This is a genomic window from Methylomonas fluvii, assembly GCF_014850975.1.
Taxonomy (GTDB): domain Bacteria; phylum Pseudomonadota; class Gammaproteobacteria; order Methylococcales; family Methylomonadaceae; genus Methylomonas; species Methylomonas fluvii.
Genome location: NZ_JACXST010000001.1, coordinates 568,404 through 585,170, shown reverse-complemented (window position 1 = coordinate 585,170; position 16,767 = coordinate 568,404). Strand labels below are relative to the sequence as shown.

Genomic DNA, 16,767 nt, shown 5'->3' with positions numbered 1-16,767 from the left:
ATACTGGCTTTACCGGGCGGATTTTTAACTATTGCCGAGACTGAGGGCCTGCTGTAACTCCGCCACGCTTTGCGGTCTGTTCTCCGGAAAAACCGCCATAGCCCAATCGATGGCTTTTAGTAAATACTCCGGAAAATGCCGTTTATGCGCCTTCACGGCCGGTGCTAAATCGTCCTGTTTGATGCGATCCGGCGAGGGCTGCGGGATTTTATAATCCAGACAGGCGCGCATGCTGGCGCCCACCGCATAAAGGTCCGACCACGGCCCGAGATTACCATTGTTATCGTATTGTTCGATAGGTGAATAACCGTTGGTCAACACCTTGGCGCGGTTGCGTTGCGGGTCCAGCGTGATTTTGCGGATGGCGCCAAAATCCAGCAGCAAGGGGTCGTTTTCACTGCGGATCAGAATATTCGCGGGTTTGATGTCCAGATGTACCAGACCTTTTTCGTGCACCGCTTCCACGCCGGTCAGCAACAGCTTGAATACCGTCAGCAGGAAGGCTTCGTTGATCGGCAGGCTGCGTTTATGCAGGATTTTGTCCAGCGTGATGCCGTAATCGTAAGTCATCACCATATATACGGTGTCGTTGGCCTGGAAGAAATTAATCACATCGACGATATTGTGGTGCTTCAACATCGCCAGCACTTTGGCTTCCTCAAAAAACAACGCCCGGCCGCGCATGAACAGCGTCTTGGCCTCCTCATTATTGGGTACGACTAGATTGTTCCAGGTGCGGTGCGCCAGTTTGCGCGGTAGATACTCCTTGATCGCCACCTGAATTTGATCGGCCAACTGTCTGGCCAGATACACCGAGCTGAAACCGCCGTGCGCCAATTCCCGCTCGATCATGTACTGATCTATAATGGTTCCCGATTGAAGGTAATTCCATTCCTTGGGATAAGTTTCTGGATCGTAGTATTCGGCCATGTGCAAGCTGCGCGGGTTAAGCGTAACGATTATAGGTGAAAAATGATAAGAAGCATGACCGCTTTCGCGGACGGCGAAATAAGCGCCGACAATCTGACCATCCTTTGCGAATTACGTTCGGTTAACCATCGTTACAGCGATGTTAGCGTCAAGTTGCCGGAGCGACTGCGCTTTGTCGAAGCCGATGCCCGCCGCCTGATTGCCGACAAACTCAAGCGCGGCAAAATCGAATGCGCCTTGAGTTACAAAAAACAAGCCAGCGACAACAGCTTTAATGTGAATCGGGAAATAATCGAAAAACTGCTGTCCGCTACTGCCGGTATCGAAACCTTGATGAGCAATCCGCAGCCGTTTTCCGCACTGGAGGTGTTGGCGTTTCCGGGGGTGCAACAAGAAACCGAAACCGACAAGGAAGCGCTACGCGAAAAAATCGTCCGGTTGCTGGACTTAACGCTGGACAAAATGCTGGAAACCCGCGCCCGTGAAGGTGCGCAACTGGCGCAACTTCTGGAAGACCGCTGTCAAAAGATTAATTTGTTGGTCGAAGCGGCCCACAAACGTATGCCCGATGTGCTGCATAACCTGCGTAGCAAGCTTACCAGCCGGGTGCTGGAGATGGTCGCAGAGCCGAATTTTGATCGCTTGGAGCAGGAGTTGGTGTTGCTGGCGCAAAAGCTGGATGTGGCCGAAGAATTGGATCGCTTGGAAACCCATGTCGCCGAAGTACAGCGCACCCTGAAACAACCGGAACCCACCGGCCGCCGCCTGGATTTTTTAATGCAGGAAATGAACCGCGAGGCTAACACCTTGGGCTCCAAATCCGCCGACCGGGAAATGACGCAGATTTCCATCGATTTGAAAGTGCTTATCGAACAGATGCGTGAGCAAATACAAAATATTGAATGAAGTTTCAGACTGTCCCGGACAGTCTCACTAACCCACTACAGGCCGCGTAATTCGCGGCTTTTTTGTGCCTATTAGTTTCATATTGTCCCAGGGAAGCGCATAATACCCGTGCACCAGTGAGGGCACCAGCAACCAAAAACCTTCACTTTTACTGGTGCCCACCACTGGAGGCTACTATGCGTGAACTAACAGACATTCAAATCAGGGCATGGATTAAAAGCGGCGAACGTTTTGAACAACGCGGCGACGGTGGCGGTTTGTTTATGAGCTTTCGTAAAGACATGGCAACACCGGTTTGGCGGTTTCGTTATCGGTTCGCTGGTGTCCGTCGAGTCATGAACCTTGGCACATACGCCGACCTATCCTTGGCAGAAGCTCGCCGCCAAGCCAAAAAACTGCGGGCACGTGTGGCGCTAGGTTATGACGTGGCAGGCGAAAAGCAGGAACGCAAAGCGGAAGCCTTAGCCAAGATCGAAGCCGCTAAAAACGCTTACACCGTGGCGGAGCTGGCGGAGGAGTATTTCAACAAGACTATTCTTGGCCGTTGGAAGCATCCCAACATTGTCCGGGCTAGGATCGAGAAGGACATTAAACCGAATATCGGCAAAATTCCGGTCGAGGATGTAAAGCCGATGGATATTTCCAGGATGCTGGAAACCATTGTCGAGCGTGGGGCGCCCACCATCGCAAACGACGTGTTGCGATGGACTAAGCGTATGTTCGATTTCGCCATCAAGCGCCATATCACCAATTCAATCCGGCGTCGGCTTTTGACTTGTCCGACGCTGGCGGCAAGGAAGAAGCAAGGGATAGAGCGCTATCCCGTGATGAATTGGTTACGCTGTTCGAGGCCATGCGCAAAACCAAGGGCTTTTCATCAATGAATGAAATGACGATGAAGCTCTTATTGATGTTGGCCGTAAGAAAAGGCGAACTGATAACGGCGCGTGTCGACCAGTTCGACCTGGATAACGCTACGTGGCGACTCACCACCAGCGACACCAAAACCAAGGCTGAAATTACTATCCCACTACCCAAACAGGCGGTTGAGTTACTGCGGGATATTATCCGGCTGTCCGATGGTGAATACCTGTTCCCGGCCCGGAAATACCAGGAACAGCGATTACCGTATATCCATGAAAACACATTGAATGTGGCCCTGTCCAAAGTGAAAGCCAATATGCCCGGCGTCGAACCTTTCACGATCCACGACTTTAGGCGCACAGCCCGTACCCACCTGGCCGCACTTGGCGTCGATTCTCATATTGCCGAGCGTTGCCTTAACCATAAAATCAAAGGCGTCGAGGGTATCTACAACCGCCATGATTACTTTGACGAACGTAAATCGGCTTTGCAAAAGCTGGCGAACTTGCTGGAGGCTTGTGACAAAGGCAAGTCATGGAATGTCACTCCCATCAGGAAGGTGAAAAATGGCTAAGCTAGATAGTATCAAATGGAAGATTGAATCTGACGACCAGCGGATAAAATTCGACTTGATGACAAATTATAGTGATCAGGATGATGTTACTTCTTTTGGTCAAGTATTTTTTGACGGGAAAAAAGCATGCAATGCAACTATTGTGCTTCCAGTTGCATTTTTTAAAAAACAGCGAAAGAAAAGGGCCGGCAATAAAATGCTAGCTTACGCACTTGCCTATCATTTATCGAAACGCATAATTCAAACTGTTGAATCAAATAATGGTAATGCAAAAGGCCAGTTCAGTAATAAAGCTACGGATTTAGCAGCAGAGTTACTTGGCTTGGAAAATGATAGCAGTATTCGTAAGGCTCGGAACATGCACAAAATACCAAGTGATGCAAAAGTTATTGTGAATTCCGAGCCGCTTGGGATTATTGTTTTGCTAGATAAGCGGGGCATTAAAATCAGTAATGGCGAGCTTATTTATAATGGGCGGATGTGGACTTGGAAACAAGGGGATGATGAAGCAATTGACGGGTATGGAGAGTTAAAAATATAAACAAATTCAATGGCATAGGCAGGTGAATATAAATTAAAATAAATATGCTGCCTTATTTGAGAATTACAAAACAATAAAACTACGCCACACATGTTCCAGCGCATTCCGCGCTGACCCAAGCAAAAAGGGGTTAAAAGTGGCAAACCAAAACATAATCAAGTTATTGCGATTCTCCGCTGCCAGCGAGGCAACCGGCAGACCGCGCACTTCATTTTACCGGGCAATCAAAGCCGGGTTACTCCCACCACCGATCAAAATAGGTGAGGCATCAGCCTGGCCGGACAACGAAATTGATTTAGTTAATAAAGCCCTAATCGCGGGAAAATCAGAAACAGATATTAAAAAATTAGTATCTGATTTGGTAGCAGCGCGCTCTTACGCGGCGTAGGTGGCGTCATGCCGACCAATAACAACACTATCCGCCTGTGTCGTGGCTGCGGTACCCCGTTACGGGCCGGCGAATACCACGCCAGCCCCACCTGCCAGGCTTACGACAAGCTATATGCCGGTCTTGCATCATACAAGGCGTTAGCTGCTGTAGCCAGACAGGACGGTAGGAAATGAGTAATAAACATATCAATATGGCTTATCACATGCCACTCGACGCAATGGAGAAACTCGTTCTTATCGTGCTTTGCGATCACGCAAATGACAATGGGTTTTGCTTCGTGGGCTATCAAGCGCTGATGTTTGAAACTTCAATTAAGTCGAAATCCACCATTTCAAAATGCCTTCACGTTCTAAGTGGCGCTGGCCTAATTGAAATTAGAGCCCATGCAGAAATTGGGGAGGGACGAAAAGTAAACACATATCAAATAACTTTTGATGAAAGTTGGTTTGAAAAAATTATCTACGATCCGGCGAAAAGTCCGCGGTTTGTACTTTTCAATAGTACACGCCTCGAACTTATCGAGAAAATCAACAACCTACGTGACATTAAAAGACGCGCGATAAGTACACACCTCGAACCTCGAAAAGTACACACCTCGAACCCGAAAAGTCCACACCGTGTACATGAACCCCCAATAGAACCCCCCTTATTAACCCCCAATAATATAAACATCACTTCACCACCTCAAAAAAATGAGGATGAAATTCAAGTCGATCCAGTGAGCGATGTTTTCAATTATTGGCAGAAAACAATGAATCACCCTGGAGCAGTGTTAGATGACAAAAGAAAATTAGTTATCACCAAGGCTCTAAAAAATTACACACCAGAGAGGCTAAAGGCAGCCATAAACGGCTGTGCAAAATCGGCCTGGCATATGGGCCAGAACAAAGATGGCAAGGTTTATGACTCGCTAGGTCTGATATTCCGCAATGCGGACAAGACCGAAGGCTTTATCCAGGACTCAACCATCACACCCAAAACCGGAGCAAATTCTTATGCGAACAAGTACCAGCAATCAACAAACATCTCTTCCGAAATCATTGGAGCAGTTGCGCAGCGCTATAACCCCGAGCAACGAGGCGATGGAACAAACGGACTATTTGTTCGCGAGGATGATGGCAATCTACCAGAGGCTTTGGACGGACAGTTTCTCGTCGTTGGACGCGCTTCGGTTAGCCAAAATTGAATGGGCAAGGCAAATCGACCGGCTTTCCTCAACTCAGGTCGAGAGAGGGGTGCAAGGCTGCATTGATTCGGGAGAAAGGTACCCGCCTACGCTTCCACTTTTCCTGAAATACGCGACAACCGAACCAGAACCGCTACCCAAATCCAGACGCAAGGTTTACTAAAAAAATGAGCACACAGACTAAACAAGATAGATTCGAAGAAGCCGTCTTGGGCATCATTCTTAGAAGCCCTGAGACTGCGGCGAAAAACGAAATCGACGAGCGTTGGTTGCAAAACGGCGTGCAAAACTTTCCAGGGTCCTGGGGAAAAGAGCGTTGAAAAGTTTCCACCCCAGGTAGTTCAATGACCGGCTTTTTGCCGGAGAAACCTGGAGTGATAAAAATGGATGTCATACCCGAAATCAGGCGACTGCATTTTGTTGAAAACGTCACCATCAGCGACTTGGCGAAGCAGTTCAAGTTGTCCCGTCCCACGATTCGTAAACACCTCAAAACGATCGAAGAGCCGGTCTATCCGCCCCGTCAGCATCAACCCCATTTGAAACTGGGCGACTTTATCGAGCAATTGACGACGTGGCTGGAGACCGATGCGGCCTTGCCGGGCAAAAAGCGTAAGCGTACCGCCCAGCGCTTGTACGAATGCTTACAGGTGGAAGGTTATATCGGTGGCTATAGTGCAGTGCAGCGTTATGTGAAGGCGTGGAAAGCCTCGCGGTCAGCAAGTCCTTGCACACGATTTGCGCACCGCGTTTCCGGATATGAAAGGCTTTTCGCGAGCCAATCTGATGTACATGCGCGCTTTCGCGGAAGCCTGGCCCGATGCCGAAATTGTCCAACAGCTTGTTGGACGATTACCCTGGGGCCATAACTTGGTGTTACTCAGCAAGCTAAAAGACGCTGAAAACCGTAAGCGCTACGCCGAGCGGGCTATCGAATACGCTTGGTCGCGCAATGTGCTGAACATCCACATCGAAACCCGTTTGTTGGAACGGGAAGGTAATGCTGTCACCAATTTCGAAGCCAATTTGCCAAAACCCCATTCGGATTTGGCCCGCGAATCTTTGAAAGACCCTTACTTGTTCGATTTTCTCGGCATCGGCCAGGAAGCCGATGAACGAGAAATTGAAAACGCGCTGGTCCAGCACATCACACGTTTTCTGATCGAACTTGGCGCTGGCTTTGCCTTTGTCGGCCGGCAGTATCATCTGGAAGTGGGTGGCGACGATTTTTTCATCGACTTGTTGTTTTACCACCTGAAGCTGCGCTGCTACGTGGTGGTGGAGCTCAAAACCGGTGCTTTCAAGCCGGAACACACGGGGCAATTGAGCTTTTACCTGACGGCGGTAGATGTGCAACTGAAATCCGAGCACGACCAGCCAACCATTGGCCTGTTGCTGTGCAAGACGCAAAACCGGATCGTTGCCGAATATGCTTTGCGTGACACCAACAAGCCGATCGGTGTGGCAGAGTATCAGCTTGTTGAATCTCTGCCAGTTGAGCTAACCAAAAATTTGCCGAGTATTGAACAGATTGAGCAGGAGTTGGGCGATTTGTCGTGACGACGTTCAATGTCCAGGAAGCAACAACTCTGACACATTTTTTACAGATTTTTGAAAAAGCCGTTCATCACCGCTTGAGCATCAGAGAACACCAGTGACAGGGGCAGCCAGGTTAATAATGTAAGTATGAGGGACAGAGCGCCCACATTGGCTCTATAACCGTGGTACAAACTGCAACACATCTCCAGCCTTCGCCGACCGCATCGGCAAGGCCACTCCATCCCGCCAAAAATTCTGCTGGTCGCGGTAATGTGCCGATAAAGGGTGGCCGGACTGGCCGCCCGGCATGTGGAACAGGGCGTTTTCCGAGTGTGACGGTGACAAGACCAGCCGTTCGCTGGCACCATGGGCGTTGTCCATGACCTTGACGCAAACGCTGGCGCAGCCGTCGCTGTCGAAGGCCGGCATATCCAGCACGCCGCTCAACGCAGACGCCACTTTGCTGAACGGGTGGCGCAAATTAACCGGGTGGGTCATGCCCCAGGTCAGTTGATCGGGTTCGACAGTGGGGTATTTCTCGCGCAATGCTTGTACGGTTTGCCGCAAGGTCGCCACGATCATGGCCTGCCAATCGTCTTGATAACGCGGGTTCAGCACGCCTTTGGGCCGTTGCGTCAGCAATTGCCGCAGCGGCGTTTCCATTTCCCGCCAGGCGTAACGAAATTGCGGGTCCAGTGTTTGGCCTGCCGCGACCACTTTCTCAAACACTGCGCCGGCCAGGCGGGTGCGGAATTCACTCAAGATTGGCGCGCCGATGCTGCCGGTTTGCATATAACCGTCCCAGGCGGCGATGGCGTTGCGGGCTTTTTGCAAATTGTCGTCCGCCTCGTTCAGATGGTCCAAAGCGTCCAGCGCCAATTGCTGGTAAAACGCCAGAATTTCGCTGCGGGTATCCAACTGAATTGCCAGCAAGTCCTGTTCGTTTAAACCACTGCGATTTTTCAGCAACTCTTCAATGCGGTACGCCCGGTAGCTCAAGGACCAGTTGTGGCCGATCACATACGGGTAATCCCGGCCTAGGGTGCGATTGTTGGCGGTGACGATAAAACCCTCGGCCGGGTCCAACAGCCGTGGCAATTCATCGGGAGGGATAGAGCCGTCCCAAGCAAAGTTGCCGTCGGCCCAGGACTGGCTGATCAGGCCGTCGAATCCGCGGCGTTTGGGGAAGCGGCCCATGTAAGTCCAGGCGATATGGCCATCACGATCAGCAATCACCACATTCTGCGGCGGCCCGCCGAAGCGATTCATCACCGCCATGGCTTGCTGGGTATTGCGGGCTTGGTCCATATCCATCAGGCCCAGGTCCACAAAGTGCGGCTCAAGCGCAATCCATTTGATCGCCACGGGTTGGCCCAGCAGGTCCTGATCTGACACTGGACCCCACTCGCTGTCGCGTAAGGTCAGCATCACGTCAGGTTCGCCTTTAACCCGAATGGTTTCCCGGTGTTCGCTAAACGCTTGCCAGCCTTGCGGTGTGCGATATTGGCCGGGATGGGCCGGATCAGTTTCCAGGCGAATCAAATCCAGAAAGTCGCCTGTGACATTGGTAAAGCCCCAGGCCACATCATCGTTGCCACCCAGGATCACGGCGGGAGCGCCAGGTAAGGTCACGCCGTAGATATGGCGGTTGCCGTAGCTCAGATCGGCGCGATACCAGATGTTGGGCACATTCAGCGCCAAGTGCATATCGCTGGCGATCATCGCCCGACCATCGCGGGTTTTGCTGCCGGCAACCACCCAGTTGTTGGAGCCGGACACCACGTTTTCGGCATCCACTGCTTGGTTAAGCGCCAGCGTTGACTTGCTGCCGGGCAGGCTGGCCAGGGCCTCAAGCGGAATTGACGGATTAAAGCGGCGCGGCAGGCTGCCGCCGATTAATGCCTTGGCGTAGAGATCGGTATCCGGCGTCAAGAAGGTCACCAATTCCTGAGGCAGCGCGCGAGCCATGACGCTGACCATGCGCTCGTCCTGTTCCTGACCGTTCAGGGTTTGAAACATCGCCAACTCGACCAAGATACTGTCTTCGGGACGCCAAGGCTCGGGGTGGTGGCGCAGCGCCAGAAACTCCGGCGGCAGAATGCGAGTATTGCCGATAAATTGATTCACGCCATCGACATAAGCTTGCAGCGCCAAGCGCTGAGCGGGGGGCAAATCGGCAACGATGCGTTGCGCCGCGCGGTCCATTTGATAAACACGTTGCTTGCGGTCGGCTTCCAATGCCTTGGCGCCAAACAGCTCGGCTAGGCGTCCGGCGCTTCTGCGGCGCATCAATTCCATCTGAAACAAGCGGTCGCGGGCATGCAAGTAGCCCAGCACGCGATAGGTGTCTTCCCGCTGGGTTGCTTCGATTTCCGGCACACCGAATGTATCGCTTTTGACGCTGGCTTGACTGGAAAGGCCGGGTAAAACCACTTTGCCATTTTCGGCGGGTAGCGATGCCAGCAATAGTCCTGCTACCAAAGCAATTCCACCGAAAATAACACCGGCAATCGACAAGGAGGCAACGCGCATTTTGGACATGGTTGATATAGCCTTGGGGAGCTTGGAAAAATTGGCACGGCGAAAGTCGCCAACCGCCCCGGCTATTATAGGGCTAAGAATTTAAAAGGTGACTGCTGGGATTTTTAGAAAAGCGGAGTTTAGCAATTAGACTCCGCTAGCAAAAACATTCGAAATTCATGCGTCAAAAAATCGGTTTCGGTGCGGCTTTTTCCGAAACCGATGAGCAACTTTCTATTTGTAGCGGCTTAAAGTCGCCGGTTTGCTTTAGTGAGGCGACGAAGACATCTCAGCAGAGACGCTAAAACCCTGGATTTCCACATTAATACCGCGATCCGGCGCGGCTAGTAGAAAATCCGCGATGGTTTCAATGATGTCTTGATCGATGAACAACGCTTTGGAGCCGTCAATCAGCAATTCACAGTCATCGGATACGGCGGATAGATGCTTACGTAGCAAGGCCTTATTCAAGAAGGAGACATCTTTATGTAAGCGCAACAAATAATGATCGCCGTGCTGGGTCAAGGTAATCGCCGCATGGAAGTTGGCTTTCAATACAAAGTAGAATCCGGCCGCCATACCAATGGCAATGCCTAGCAACAGGTCAGTGAATAAAATCGCCACAACGGTAATCGCAAACGGCGCAAACTGATTCCAGCCCTTCCGATAAAACTCCACGAACAAAGCCGGCTTGGCCAGTTTGTAGCCGGTTTGCAGCAAAATCGCCGCCAAACAGGCCAACGGAATCATATTCAAATATTTCGCAAAAAACAGCACGCTGACCAATAGCAAAACGCCGTGTAAGAAAGACGCTATTTTGGTTTGGCCGCCGGCATTGATATTGGCCGAACTACGCACGATTACGGCGGTAATCGGCAGGCCACCCATCAAGCCGCTGACCATGTTGCCCAAACCCTGCGCTTTCAGCTCCCGATTGGTCGGCGCAACGCGTTTGTGCGGGTCCAATTTATCGACCGCCTCTATGCTCAGCAAGGTTTCCAGACTGGCGATAATCGCAATGGTCATCGCAACGCCGTAAATTTTCGGATTGCTGAAAGCAGTGAAATCCGGCAGACGCAATTGGTTGATAAAATTGGCGGTGCTGCCCAACTCGGGAAGCGACACCAAGTGCTTTTCGCCTATCATCATTTCCGGGGCAAAATGCACTGCCAGAGTGTTGAAACTGACACCCCAAATCACCGCTAGTAACGGACCGGGAATCAGCTTTAAAAGCTTGAATTGCTTGATAAACCCGGAATCCCAGATCACCAAAATTAATAGTGCCACGGCGCTGACGATGGTAACGCCGGGGGTAATTGCTTCCAAGGCCTCGGACAATTCAAAGAAGCTTGATTCGGCGCTCTCCTGCATATAACTTTCATCGCCTTCGAAACTGGCGTCGTAACCGGTGGCATGCGGCGTTTGTTTGATAATCAAAATCAAGCCAATCGCCGCCAGCATGCCTTTAATTACCGAAGCCGGAAAAAATGCGCCGATTACCCCGGCTTTCAAAAAACCCAGAATTATTTGCAAGCCGCCGGCCAGCACCAAACTCAGCAAAAATCCGCCAAAGCCACCCAAGGTTTCGATGGCTTCGAAAACGATAACCGTCAATCCGGCTGCCGGTCCCGAAACGCTCAATTGCGAGCCGCTGGCCCAGGAAACCAGAATACCGCCCACCAAGCCGGCGATAATGCCGGAGAACAACGGCGCACCGGAGGCTAATGCAACCCCCAGGCATAACGGTAAAGCCACCAGAAAGACCACGATACCGGCCGGTAAGTCCTGGTGCAGATGTTTCATATAAGAATTCAATTGCGATGTCATTGGTTTACCCAGTTGTTGCGAAAATCCGGATGTTAGTCGGCATAGCGGTAAATCGGATTGATTTGCGTGTTATGGTCGAGTTTGATCAATTCATTGATCAAACCGTCGTTCAGGCCGTATACCCAACCATGTAAAGTGGGCTTGTGTCCGTGTTTCCAGGCGGACTGAATAATCGAGGTATGCGCCAGACGATAAACTTGCTCGATGATATTCAGCTCGATCAGGCGATCGGTTTTTTTCTCCGGCGGAATAGACTCAAGCTCTTCCTGATGCAAACGGTAGACATCTTTAATATGCAGCAACCATTTATTGGTGATAACCAGATCGGATTTTTGCGGCTGCAAGGCCGCTTTCACGCCGCCGCAGCCGTAATGGCCGCAAACGATAACGTGCTTAACTTTTAAGACCGAAATGGCATATTGCAAGACGCTCAGGCAATTGAAATCGGTGACGATGACCTGATTGGCAATATTGCGATGCACAAAAATTTCGCCGGGCTTGGCGTTGACGACTGTCTCCGCAGGCACCCGGCTATCCGAGCAGCCTATCCACAAAAAGTCGGGCTTTTGCTCTTTGGCCAACTGGACGAAAAAATCCGGGTCTTTCCCGCTGACTTCTTCCGACCAGGCTTTGTTTTCAAGCAGTAATTTCGTGGGTGTAATCATAATGGGTGTCCTTATTTTCTATCACTATGCGTTCTGGAGCGGATCCGGAACGGGTTGTTCAAAAGAATGTGTCTTTATGGGCAATACTATATCGAATCGAAACTATATAGCAATTGCTTTGCGACCTAAATCTGGGCTAAATCAAAAGTTATATTGAACCATCGCTCGGCACGCCTGAAATTGTGGGTCTCTGCGGGAGTTTCGATGCCGTTGCCGCCTGCGGAACCGCCACGCTTATCCGCTGCCACCAGGACTGCACACTGGTTTCTTGCCAGGACAACAGCCATTGCGGATACAGGCCTATCACCAATACCAGCAGCGCCGGCACGACCAGCAATGCCAACTCGCGTGGGCGCAGGTCCTGGGTTCTGGCTACGCTGTCATGCACAACCGGGCCAAAGAATGCCCGTCTGACAAAACCCAACAAATACGCCGCGCCCAATACCGCGCCAAACAAAGCCACCATTGCCAGTGCCGGATAAGCCTGCAACGCGCCGAGTATCATCAGCAATTCCGCCGGGAAGCCATTGGTGCCGGGCACGCCGATACTGGACAGCGCAAACACGAAAAATAGCGTAGTTAAGCGCGGCATGGGTTTGGCCAAGCCGCCGAGATGAACCAGATCGTTGCTACCCAAGCGTTGCTGGATCATGCCGGCGATCAACATCAGGCTGCCGGCGACGATGCCGAAATTCAACAACTGCATGACCGCGCCCTGCAAACCTTGCAAATTAAAAGCGGCGATGCCAACGATGACCAGGCCGACATGGCTAATGCTGGAATAAGCCAGCAAGCGACGCAGATTGGTTTGCCGCAACGCGATCAAGGCGCCGTAAACTAGCGTCACCGCACCGAGTATCGCCAACAACCAGCGATGTTCCAAGGCCGCTTGCGGCGCCAGCGGTATCGCAAAACGGATGATGCCGTAAACGCCCAGTTTCAAACCAACCAGCAACGCGCTCAGAAAAGTCGGGGCCTCAATGGCCGTGGTCGGCAGCCAGGTATGAAACGGTAGCAGCGGCGCTTTCACCGCAAACCCCAAAAACAGCAGCAGAAAGATCAGGCCTTGCGCCGGCTCGGGTATCGGCGTGTTGAGTAAAACCGGCAAACTGAAAGCCAAATCCTGCGGAATTGCCCCCCCGCTAGCCTGCGCGTGATTCATCGCCAGCAAAATGATCCCGAACAACAGCGGCACGCCGCCGAATAACATATACAAGGTATATTTCATCGCCGCGTACCGTCGCTCCGCGCCTATGCCCCATAAACCGATCAAGAAAAAAATCGGCGGCAAGGTCAGCTCCCAAAACAGGAAGAACAAAGCCAAATCCAATGCGGTAAACACACCGATAGTCACGCTCTCCAGCGCTAACATCAACGCCAACTGAAAGCGATTTAACTGCCGCACGCTGTTCCAGCCGGCCAACAAAGCCATCAGGGTCAGCAAGGCCGTCATCGGCAAAAACGGGATCGAGATGCCGTCCACACCGAGCTGATAGTGAATATTCAGGCCCGGTATCCAGGCATAGTCTTCCAGCAACTGAAAATCGCCGCGTGCGCTATCGAAAACCCCAGCCGCAGCGACGGTAAACAGCAATTCCACAACGGCCACCAACAAAGCGCCGCGCTTGGCTAACTGGGTATCCTGGATGAACGCCAGCGATAAGGCCCCCAACAAAGGCCAGGCCAGACAGAGGGACAGTAAGGGAAAACTATCAGTCATGGTGCGGGCCGTTCATGTGGTGGCTGTGATGTTCCGGGTAATGTTCGCCGATTTCCTTGGCTTCCTGATCGATAAATTTCAGCCAGGGCGTAGTGTAAAAACCGGTGCCGATCAGCAGGCCGCAGATGGTCACAGCGATAATCCGCTCCTTAAGCACCGGATGGTGAAGGCTGCCGTAAGGCTGAACAATGCGCTTGGCATGAGCAATAAACAGCCTTTGAAATGCCCACAGCAGAAAAGCGGCGCCCAGCACGTTGCCCAACAAAATCGCAATGGCGATATACCAGCCGTGTTCCTCTATGGTGCCTTCGATTAATAGATGCGCGGCATCGAAACCCGGTGTGCCGGGCATAACCATGGTGCTGAGCGCGGAAATCAAAAACAACAAGGCTATCGTCGAATTGGTCTCGAACAGTCCGCCCAAACGGGGCAGGAACGAGGTGCGGGTGCGCTCGTAAATCAAACCGATGCTGAACAGCATGCCGGCTGTCGCCAACCCATAAGCTATCGACAGCAAAATGCTGCCTTCCAAGGCAAAATCGTTGAAGGAAAACACGCCTATCGCCAACATGCCGGTATGACTGATCACCGCAAACGCCAACAGCCGGCGCATATTGATTTGCATCAGCGCCAGCAGGGCGCCGTAAAAAATCCCGATCAAGCCCAAATCGACGACAAAATGCACCCATTGCTCGGCTGCACCCGGCACTAGCGGCAGGATGAAGCGGATCAAGGCGTAGATGCCCAGCTTCAAACCGGTGAGAAAAATCGCCGCGCTGGCGGCGGTGCCGTGCTCCGCCAGCAAGGGCAACCAGGCATGAAACGGAAACAACGGCATGCGGATGGCAAAGCCGAAAAACAGCAGGATAAAGATTAGGGTTTCGTTGGGAATCGCCAGATTGTGATGTTTTAAGGTCAACCAATCAAAGCTCAAATCCAAGCCGTTTTGCGCTAAACCATAGCTCAGCAATACAAAGCCGGCCAGACTCATCGCCAAACCGGACAGCCAGTATTGCAAGACCGATTTCACCACCTGATTGCGCTGCTTACCGGTACCGGCAAATACCGTCAATAACACCACCGGCACCAGCTCCAGCAAGCACCAGAACCAGAATTGCAGCGTATTCAGCGCCGCGAACGCGCCGATTAAAATGCCTTGGTAGGCCAGCAGGCAGGCGATGAACAGGCGGTCGCTACGATGGCGGGTGATCAAGGTATAGATCAGTGCCAGCAAGCCTAAAATCGCCGTCAGCGGAATAAACAGAATATTGGTGCCGTCCACGCCAACCCGATAGTGCATCCCCAATAATTGAAAATGTTCGGCAAGATGGAGCCCGGGCGTTTCCGCGTCGAATATCAGCAATAGATAAATGCTCAGCAATACGTTCAGCAATGCGCCGGCAAAGGCCAGCCGTACGCTGTAAATCGGCTTGGCGAACACCACCGCCAGCATGGTCAGCAAAGGCACCAGCGTCAACACCGTTAACAGCGGCACCGCCGCCACGACGTGCCAGAAAACAATAGGGGTATTCATCGGTATCCCAGCGCCACCATCAAGGTGATCAACACAAACAACGCCAGATAGCGCGGCTGTAACAATAATTGCTCAAAACGGTTGGCAGCCTGGCCCAGGCGCCGGCCAAATCGAATCGAATCGCGGCCGATGCCGCGCAGAATGAAGTGATATTCAAACCAGTTCAGCAAGGCGGCGGTCCATTGCGCCAGTTTGCCGGCCAGACCGCTGCCTTGGGCGAAGCTGTCTTCCTGGCTATCCAGGTTGGCGCCCATTTTTTGCTCTTCCCACTGCGCCAAGGACGACACCGCTTTGATAGCCGGTGCCGGCGCACCCAAGGCCTTATCCACAATGTGTTCGTCGATAAAGCGCGCATCCTTGGCCAAGCGCAAAACCGGTTTGACCAGCAACCAATCCATGGCCGGCTCCAACCAGCCGCGCTGCAAGGAGGCGATAAAGGCCCAGCGGCAATTTGCCAGAACCGGTGACACCGTTTGAATCGGTTCTCCGTGGGTGTTGTGCAAAATGGACGGCGCGGTTAGCAGCAAATAACAACGTACCACGGCATGCGCGGCCAGATGCCAGGCCGCCAATGTCCAAAATCCCAAGCCGCATTCGACAAACATCAGGCCCAGTTGCGCGGAGGTGGCGAAGATTTGCGAGCTTTTAATGTCGGTCTGGCTCAAGCCTACCCAGTAACTGTAAATTGAGGTCAGTGCGCCGACCACCGCCAGTACCAGCATGGCCAGCGGTGCTTGCATGAACAAAGGTTGCAATTGAATCATCAAGAACACGCCGGCATGGATCATGGCCCCACCATAGAAAATCGCGCTGGACGGCGTTGGCCCTTCCATTGCCCGCGCCAGCCAGGGTGTGAACGGAATCTGCGCGGATTTGGCAAATGCCGCCACGGCAAAACTCAGGGCCAGCAAGGTAGCATCGCCCGCTTCCAGATCGGCCGCACTGAGGTTGATGGTTTGCCAATCGGCATTCTCCAGCCAAGCTAGGGACAGGCCAATCGCCAAAATAAAACCGCCGTCGCCGATGCGATTGGAGACAAATACACGGGTGGCGTTATGCGCGGCGATGGGCCGGTCGTAGGCGTAAGCAATCAGCCAGTAAGAACAAACCCCGGCCATCTCCCAGGCGACAAAGGTAAACACCGCGTTGCCGGACAACACCAACAACAGCATCGCCGCCGCGAATAAATTCAGGATGAAAAAAAAGCGGTGAAAGCCGGCCTCGCGGTGCAGGTAATTCACCGAAAAGCGCATCACGACCAGCAGTAACAGCGAGAACAAACCGGCCAAGGCCAGATTAAAACCGCCGGTGCTGAGTGTGTAGTCTATGCTCAGCGAGCCGCTACGCAGCCAGGTGCCGTACGACACCGAGTCGGCCAGTTGGCCGGACAAATCGCCGGCTAATAAAGCCAAAGCCGTCAGTACCGATAGGCTAATGGCTGTCACGCCCAGCCGGGCCGTGGTTTTCTCGCCGGCCTCGCCATCGACTATTCGGCAAAAATGCAGGCCGCCAATCAATAGCGCAGCCAATAGCGGAAACAAGGGAATCAGGGTTGCAGAGGTATCCATAC

At 52.4% G+C, this 16,767-nt stretch carries 17 protein-coding genes; 10 read left to right on the top strand and 7 right to left on the bottom strand.

What is annotated here, in order from left to right; translation table 11 throughout:
• Positions 1-24: 24 nt before the first annotated feature.
• Entirely contained in the window at positions 25-930 is a 906-nt protein-coding gene (locus EBB_RS02745) for a serine/threonine protein kinase (protein ID WP_192392356.1), read from the bottom strand.
• Between the two features lie 54 nt (positions 931-984).
• On the opposite strand from EBB_RS02745, the gene EBB_RS02740 reads away from it, so the two are divergent.
• The 10 genes from EBB_RS02740 (at position 985) to EBB_RS02700 (ending at position 6,952) form a co-directional block, all read left to right on the top strand.
• The gene (locus tag EBB_RS02740) at positions 985-1,836 is read left to right on the top strand and encodes a YicC/YloC family endoribonuclease (RefSeq protein WP_229427526.1); all 852 of its coding nucleotides are present in this window, start codon (positions 985-987) and stop codon (positions 1,834-1,836) included.
• Between the two features lie 176 nt (positions 1,837-2,012).
• On the top strand, positions 2,013-2,720 hold the full coding sequence (locus EBB_RS25755; RefSeq protein ID WP_223146789.1) for a tyrosine-type recombinase/integrase: 708 nt from the start codon (positions 2,013-2,015) through the stop codon (positions 2,718-2,720).
• On the top strand, positions 2,690-3,274 hold the full coding sequence (locus EBB_RS25750; protein WP_223146788.1) for a tyrosine-type recombinase/integrase: 585 nt from the start codon (positions 2,690-2,692) through the stop codon (positions 3,272-3,274). Before EBB_RS25755 ends, EBB_RS25750 begins: the two co-directional genes overlap by 31 nt.
• A complete protein-coding gene (locus EBB_RS02730) occupies positions 3,267-3,815 on the top strand; it encodes a hypothetical protein (protein WP_192392354.1) in 549 nt (182 codons plus the stop codon). Before EBB_RS25750 ends, EBB_RS02730 begins: the two co-directional genes overlap by 8 nt.
• A 136-nt stretch (positions 3,816-3,951) precedes the next feature.
• Complete coding sequence (locus EBB_RS02725; protein WP_229427525.1) at positions 3,952-4,203, top strand: helix-turn-helix transcriptional regulator; 252 nt, start codon at positions 3,952-3,954, stop codon at positions 4,201-4,203.
• An 8-nt stretch (positions 4,204-4,211) separates the two neighbouring features.
• Complete coding sequence (locus tag EBB_RS02720) at positions 4,212-4,379, top strand: hypothetical protein (protein WP_192392353.1); 168 nt, start codon at positions 4,212-4,214, stop codon at positions 4,377-4,379.
• Positions 4,376-5,392, top strand: a complete 1,017-nt coding sequence (locus tag EBB_RS02715) for a helix-turn-helix domain-containing protein (protein ID WP_192392352.1) — start codon at positions 4,376-4,378, stop codon at positions 5,390-5,392. Before EBB_RS02720 ends, EBB_RS02715 begins: the two co-directional genes overlap by 4 nt.
• Before the next feature lie 167 nt (positions 5,393-5,559).
• Positions 5,560-5,712: a hypothetical protein gene (locus EBB_RS02710; protein WP_192392351.1), complete on the top strand. Its 153-nt coding sequence runs from the start codon at positions 5,560-5,562 to the stop codon at positions 5,710-5,712.
• Between the two features lie 24 nt (positions 5,713-5,736).
• Entirely contained in the window at positions 5,737-6,261 is a 525-nt protein-coding gene (locus EBB_RS02705) for an ArsR family transcriptional regulator (RefSeq protein WP_225587211.1), read from the top strand.
• On the top strand, positions 6,152-6,952 hold the full coding sequence (locus EBB_RS02700) for a PDDEXK nuclease domain-containing protein (protein WP_225587210.1): 801 nt from the start codon (positions 6,152-6,154) through the stop codon (positions 6,950-6,952). Before EBB_RS02705 ends, EBB_RS02700 begins: the two co-directional genes overlap by 110 nt.
• A gap of 153 nt (positions 6,953-7,105) precedes the next feature.
• On the opposite strand, the gene EBB_RS02695 is transcribed toward EBB_RS02700, so the two are convergent.
• The 6 genes from EBB_RS02695 to EBB_RS02670 form a co-directional block, all read right to left on the bottom strand.
• Positions 7,106-9,472, bottom strand: a complete 2,367-nt coding sequence (locus EBB_RS02695; protein ID WP_225587209.1) for a penicillin acylase family protein — start codon at positions 9,470-9,472, stop codon at positions 7,106-7,108.
• Positions 9,473-9,718: 246 nt separating this feature from the next.
• On the bottom strand, positions 9,719-11,278 hold the full coding sequence (locus EBB_RS02690; protein WP_192392350.1) for a SulP family inorganic anion transporter: 1,560 nt from the start codon (positions 11,276-11,278) through the stop codon (positions 9,719-9,721).
• 32 nt (positions 11,279-11,310) lie between these two features.
• On the bottom strand, positions 11,311-11,943 hold the full coding sequence (can, locus tag EBB_RS02685; protein WP_192392349.1) for a carbonate dehydratase: 633 nt from the start codon (positions 11,941-11,943) through the stop codon (positions 11,311-11,313).
• Positions 11,944-12,091: 148 nt separating this feature from the next.
• Positions 12,092-13,663: a complex I subunit 4 family protein gene (locus EBB_RS02680; protein ID WP_192392348.1), complete on the bottom strand. Its 1,572-nt coding sequence runs from the start codon at positions 13,661-13,663 to the stop codon at positions 12,092-12,094.
• Positions 13,656-15,197 (bottom strand): complex I subunit 4 family protein, encoded by a 1,542-nt coding sequence (locus EBB_RS02675; protein ID WP_192392347.1) that lies wholly within the window; start codon positions 15,195-15,197, stop codon positions 13,656-13,658. Before EBB_RS02675 ends, EBB_RS02680 begins: the two co-directional genes overlap by 8 nt.
• Complete coding sequence (locus tag EBB_RS02670) at positions 15,194-16,765, bottom strand: proton-conducting transporter transmembrane domain-containing protein (RefSeq protein ID WP_192393514.1); 1,572 nt, start codon at positions 16,763-16,765, stop codon at positions 15,194-15,196. The genes EBB_RS02675 and EBB_RS02670 overlap by 4 nt, the downstream gene beginning before the upstream one ends.
• Positions 16,766-16,767: the final 2 nt, after the last annotated feature.